This window comes from Paenibacillus sp. oral taxon 786 str. D14 (assembly GCF_000159955.1).
Taxonomy (GTDB): domain Bacteria; phylum Bacillota; class Bacilli; order Paenibacillales; family Paenibacillaceae; genus Fontibacillus; species Fontibacillus phoenicis.
The window spans coordinates 74,848-80,451 of the sequence record NZ_GG695989.1 but is presented as its reverse complement, the minus strand read 5'-3'; the positions used below and the strand labels follow the sequence as shown (position 1 = coordinate 80,451).

Genomic DNA, 5,604 nt, shown 5'->3' with positions numbered 1-5,604 from the left:
TCGTCAATGGACACACTGGAATAAATGTCGGCGAAATTCTGAATTTGCTTTTTCTTCCCGGACCTTAACGCCTCGAGAGCCGGGCGAATCAATGTCAGCCGATCCTTTGCAACGGAACGAATCAATTCCGGAGTAATTTGCTCCATTCCTTTATCCAATGTTCTCCATTGAGCCAGCATGAACAGTTTTATCGCAATGTCGGAAATGCCTTGGGATTCGTCGTACATAATATCAATGAACTCTTGATTCAGTTCGGCCTTTTTGTCTGTCCACTGATATTTCCACAAACCTTGCAGCAGCCACGTCCATTCCTCATCTTTCTTAAAATGGTGCCACGTAGCGTCCCCTTGGCCGCTATTGCGCCGCGCGTTTCGAAATTCTCCATTTAATGCAGGGAGTGCCTTATATGTTCCGACAAGTATGACTGGCAACCCGATCGTGTTGACCAATTGAACGAAGAAGTTAAGCATTTGAGCTGCGCGATCGTCCTTGGCTTCCTGAAGGTTTTGGATTTCGTCAATCACAAGAACCCCCAGACAATGCACAGCAGCAGCCTGCGCCATGAGCGGCAACAATTCATCCGGATTTTTCGTGACATTCTTTTTGTAGTACTTTGTCCCAACGAGACTATCGACCGCAAGCAAAAAATTCAGGCAGAGCCCTCTGATGGAACCGTCATGCGGGCAATCCATCTTTAACCACACAATTTGATAGGGGGCAGGCATATCTTTGCCTTGATATTTCCGATGCAAAATCACTTGCGGATACATTTGTAAGATTCGAAGCAAGCTGCTGGACTTCCCGATTCCCGAAATTCCCACTAAAGCAAATCCGGCTGATGTGGGTGTATTCACTGGATATCCGCTTGTACTCCCTTTCATGATGAGCTCATATGCGTCCTTACGGGCTCGGAATGCATAATTCGGGGTTAGCGGATTTCGGCCGACATAACCGTCTCTAATCAGTCGGGAAATGCTTTGCTCCAGCTCCAGATGCCGAGATAATGGTTGAAAGAAATCGCGAGAAATTCGTTGTACGCAATGTAACCGAAGATGGACGGGCAACTCTCGTTCAGAAGCATGAAACTTCGGTCTCGAAGCTAATTTCTGTACAACGGTTTTCTCGTCCCATATCGGCGGCAGTGCCTCAAGCAAGGGATTGCTGCGATAATCCTCAATTAACGGATCCTGATAGTCTGCTTCAACAAATGTGCCGCGGCTGAAATGAAATAAGGGGACATCAAATTCACTCATTCCTCTTCACCATCTTCGATCATATAGGCTTTAATTTTGGACAGTTTGTTTGCCGGCGGAATATATGACGGTGCCTTTCCGTCATCACTATCTTCACGCCTCATTGGAATAACATTATTTGCTGGGATGTTAGGTACTTGAGGTTGCTCTGATAATTTAAAAGCTTCTTGTTCACGATTGAGCATTTTTTCGTTGGAGCGATGTTGTCTCGTTCCTTTTATTCGCTGGTTACTGCTTTCTTGATTTTGCTTCATCACTTCATCAGTCTTTTTAGCCGCTTCTTCTACAATCGCCTTCGTATGAGCGTCCAGTTCGATTTTGGACAACATATTGTTGAATTCTTGATGGCGGCCTTGATACTTTTCAATCTCAAGCAAATCCTCTACTTCTTCGAATCGTTTGTTCATATAACGTTCTTCCCGTTCAAGCAAAGTACATGTTTCAAAGCGGTGTCCTTCGTCCAACCACAAATAAATTTCGTCGGTGGAACGGGGATCGTAGCATACTTGAACACGCCACGTTTTGCCTGCCCTTGCTTTTACAAACCACTGCTCGCGCAATGCCAGGTCACAACCGTAATGCATGCCTTTAAACTGAATTCCAGCCGCTGTGACGGTCGCTTCCCCATGGTACATTAAGTTTAGCTTGACAATGTGTTCCGGCTGCTTCTTGAGCCGTCCGTTTCGGTTAATGATGCCCCATTGCCACAGCTCGCGTGGAATAGGGAGAATATCATCGGCGATCATAAACTCATTCCGATCGTACCATTGCATGTGGTGATGATTATTATGGTAAAGCACATTGCGAATCATAATCTGGGTAAACTCCCGAAGCGTTAATTTGGCATCCAGACGGTAATCTCGTTCACCTCGCTCCCGTTGACGCTCTTTGATTGCTCCCGGTATAAACCGAATACTTCGAAGATTGATTAATCGGAACTGCTGCTCAACAATGCCCTTCCAATCTGCCCGGTAAGGGGAAGCGTTCTCCACATCTACACCCAAAGCATCAATAAGATGGCTTGGCTTGTGTCCTTCCAGTTCCCCGCGATCAGCTGTCAACTTTTGAGGCAAGTGACTGCAAATCCATTCCTCCGGTTCAATATCGATGCCATATTGAGCACAAAATCTCACTTTATCCATTGTCGTATTGGCCAGAGCCATCATCGCTCCGATCCAGCTCGGTCCTTCGAGCCCGATGTATAATCCGACGATATATCGGCTGAATACATCGATTACGATGTAAATAATCGGTCTTCCGATAATCCAATCTCGACGATATTCACTGACCAGGAAGACATCCGCTACAGTCGCATCGATCTGGAATCTGGAACCTGGACCGAAGCTTTCATGAGTAGAACTGCCAAGAATAGGCCTGTACTTGAGAGCATATTGTTTCCTTCCAAGCCGGCTTTTTAAGGAATCTTCCAAGTCTAATTCTTTCTTGAACCAATAACGATATTGTCCGAACGTCGGCAATTTATCCGGAGGAGGGAGAATAGGTACGAGTGCTTTCCCATCTTGTCGAAAGCCCGTGGCAAAAAACTTTTCAAGCGTTTTTTGGTAGGCATGTTTAAGTGGGGCTTTCTCCCTGTTGTTGTAAAATAGCCGAATTCCCGACCGAAGCAGTTGTTTTGTTTCTTCGTCAATATTGATGCCTGTCGGTCCATCCTCGAACTTTCTGGGACGGCCGCGTTTTGCTTTTCCGGGCGCCCGATCAGTCCCATAGTCTCCACAATTGTAATAATGGGGGAGAAGCGCATTTTTCAACTTTCCGCCTTGCCAGAATCTCCGCAAATATCGATAGATTGTACTTTTATGAAGGCCTGTCTTTTCCTGAACTTCTCGTACACGTATTCCTCGCCATTTTTTATCAAAACAGTCTGGTTCATCAGACACGATATCTCTAATCGCATCCCACGCCTTATCACGGAGGAGGAGATGATCATGATCAATGGAATGCTCCAGTAACGGAATGTTTGAGTTGATCCAGTCAATGGGCTTACATAGATTAGCCTCTATGCCAGCAATGATCTCTGTATATGTTTTCATGACCGGAAACGCCTTATCGTCCTCAAGCGCGATGCTGAATACCACGTCATTTGCCTGGGAAATCCACAGGATTCGCTCTACAGCGCGGTCATCCGTTTCGGATGAAATCCATTCTATCACCTGATTTTCTAAAATAGACCTTGATGGCATTGCATTCATCCACCTTTCGCTTCAAGCCTTATATCCGAATGCTTCTCAGAGAAGTCCTTAGCTGGAAGAGTAGGTATGATTCGTTCGGTCATATCGACGGACCAGATTTTGCGCGCAATAAAATGACGGAATAGCGCAAGTGAAGTACCTGCATCAAGTCCTAACTGTTCATCGCAAGCCAAGCATGCTCTCGATACGACTTCACCGTTATGTAATCTAGCGGATAACATCTGTTGCAGATTTCGAATCGTAAATATTCCAAGCGCCGGAACGTCCTCATTGTGGAATTCTTTATGCACCCATTCGATATTTCGTATAAGTGCATCCGGCAGATCTGAATCGGTGATGATACCCCAATCTACATGTCTGGAATCCCAGTAAATCCGCTCAATTTCAAATTTTGCTATGGTTCGTTCATTTTCCAATTCAGCGGATGGTTTCACTGTTCTGGCTAATGTTTTATCCCGATAAGTAATAAGAAAATCCGTGGTCATCACGATCGGTATGCCTGTTTTCGGATCTTTGGGATGTTCCACACCGATTTTCTCCGCGATCATTTGCGTTTCTTCTAACGGCAGAAGTGGAAATTGTTCGCGAATATCCGATACATCATCGCAGTAATCCAGAAGGTAGAAATAATCACGCTCAATATCCGACAAGAGTTGGTGTCTTCGACCGGTCGTCCATCCAACTCCACGAGTTACCCTGCCTTCTGAAGGGACGTCCTGAATCGTAAGCCAAGGAAGATAGTCCTTGCCGGTACCCTGTCCTCTGCCTTCTTTGATCATCCTTTCAATTTTTGTAGCTGTGAGTTGCCGTTTCCGCTTGGCCACTGGATCACCTCAAATGCTTGTCCGGCAGACTGTTTCGTGTACTATCTGCAAGCTCTTTTCTCAACGTCATCAATCTTTGGAACTCTGAATAATACGCCCTGACTTTCTTTGAATCACATGGTAAAAATTCAATTGGATAGCAGTTGATCTTTAAGCCATCCTCATGAATGATTACAATCTGATCTTCATCATCTTGGGACTTAACCGCCACCGGCCAACCCCCAACTTGACGTGCTCGCTCAAACCATTTCTCATTTATGGCTAGCGAACAGGAGTAGAGGCTCCTGTTAAACCAAATTCCATTTTGAGTCACGATTCCAATACCCGACTTTTCTTTCACTTGGTAACACCCCAATATGTTTTGGTGATATTACCATATTTACACTTTTCGGATATTTTAATCCGTTTTCGGATATTTATTTTTTCTCATTTTGATTTCTATAATTTCGTAGAGCTCATTTTTCTCTTGAGCAGGGAGTGCACGAATACTGGTAAGCAGCTTTAACTCCTCGCTTGATATATAGGTTGGAGTTTGAGAGAAAGATTCGTCATAATCTGAAAGCAGCCAATTAAGATCACATTGGAACGTGTTTTTAAGCGCAATGATCGTTTCACACGATGGCAAACAAACCCCGCGTTCAATATCACTAAGCGTTCCTTGCGAAACGCCGATTTTCAGTGCAAATTCTTTCTGATTCAACTCATGCGATTTTCGAATAGTTCTGACTTTCTCGCCCAGATTCAAACCGGATCAACTCCAAATAAAGAAAATAACCCCGCAAATATTCCATTTACGGGGTTCATGCTCATGATGTCTGTTTTATCGGAGTAAATGCTGAATCACCCAGCAGTCTAATACTTTATTTACCCAGTCTAAAACTTTATTTTCACAGTCTAATACTTTATTTCTCAGTCTAATACTTTATTTTCTTCAGACATCAAGAACCATGGGATCCCTTTTTTAATCAAAAGGTAGACCGAAAAATAAAGCAATATCAAGATTGCGGCGTCAAAATGGATGGCGACGAGCTGATCATGGCTTATATTGAAGCGAATCGGCAGTACCTCGCTCGGCGGCCACAGTGCTTTCAGCACGGCGATTATCATGTGGGGAATATGATCATTTCGCCAGAAGGGGAGCTGTGGATCATCGATTTTAATCGCAGTGATTACGGCGATCCTTGGGAAGAGTTTAATCGCATTGTGCGGAGTGCTAAGGTGAGTCCGCATTTTGCTACGGGGCAGATTCATGGCTATTTTCATGGAAATCCCCCGGACCAATTCTTTAAGTTATTGGCTTTCTATATTAGCAGCAAT

6 protein-coding genes are annotated in these 5,604 nt (G+C 44.5%); 1 reads left to right on the top strand and 5 read right to left on the bottom strand.

The window, feature by feature from the left end; genetic code table 11:
- The 5 genes from POTG_RS18760 to POTG_RS18740 all read right to left on the bottom strand — a co-directional run.
- Positions 1–1,253: ATP-binding protein (locus tag POTG_RS18760; protein WP_009226429.1), on the bottom strand; the 1,253-nt coding region annotated here is incomplete at its 3' end.
- The gene (locus POTG_RS18755) at positions 1,250–3,463 is read right to left on the bottom strand and encodes a Mu transposase C-terminal domain-containing protein (protein ID WP_232282351.1); all 2,214 of its coding nucleotides are present in this window, start codon (positions 3,461–3,463) and stop codon (positions 1,250–1,252) included. The genes POTG_RS18755 and POTG_RS18760, both read right to left, overlap by 4 nt.
- Complete coding sequence (locus tag POTG_RS18750) at positions 3,460–4,287, bottom strand: heteromeric transposase endonuclease subunit TnsA (RefSeq protein ID WP_009226427.1); 828 nt, start codon at positions 4,285–4,287, stop codon at positions 3,460–3,462. The genes POTG_RS18755 and POTG_RS18750 overlap by 4 nt, the downstream gene beginning before the upstream one ends.
- A 4-nt stretch (positions 4,288–4,291) precedes the next feature.
- Positions 4,292–4,627 carry a hypothetical protein gene (locus tag POTG_RS18745; RefSeq protein WP_036646230.1) on the bottom strand — a complete coding sequence of 112 codons (336 nt, stop codon included), beginning with the start codon at positions 4,625–4,627 and terminating at the stop codon, positions 4,292–4,294.
- Positions 4,628–4,684: 57 nt separating this feature from the next.
- Positions 4,685–5,032 carry a helix-turn-helix domain-containing protein gene (locus POTG_RS18740; protein ID WP_009226426.1) on the bottom strand — a complete coding sequence of 116 codons (348 nt, stop codon included), beginning with the start codon at positions 5,030–5,032 and terminating at the stop codon, positions 4,685–4,687.
- A gap of 179 nt (positions 5,033–5,211) precedes the next feature.
- On the opposite strand from POTG_RS18740, the gene POTG_RS18735 reads away from it, so the two are divergent.
- Positions 5,212–5,604, top strand: a 393-nt coding sequence (locus tag POTG_RS18735) for an aminoglycoside phosphotransferase family protein (RefSeq protein WP_157273517.1), incomplete at its 3' end; no start/stop codon positions are given.

Excerpts from the sequence above, each read along its gene's own strand:
- POTG_RS18755 (WP_232282351.1), bottom strand. The coding sequence starts at position 3,463 with ATGAATGCAATGCCATCAAGGTCTATTTTAGAAAATCAGGTGATAGAA.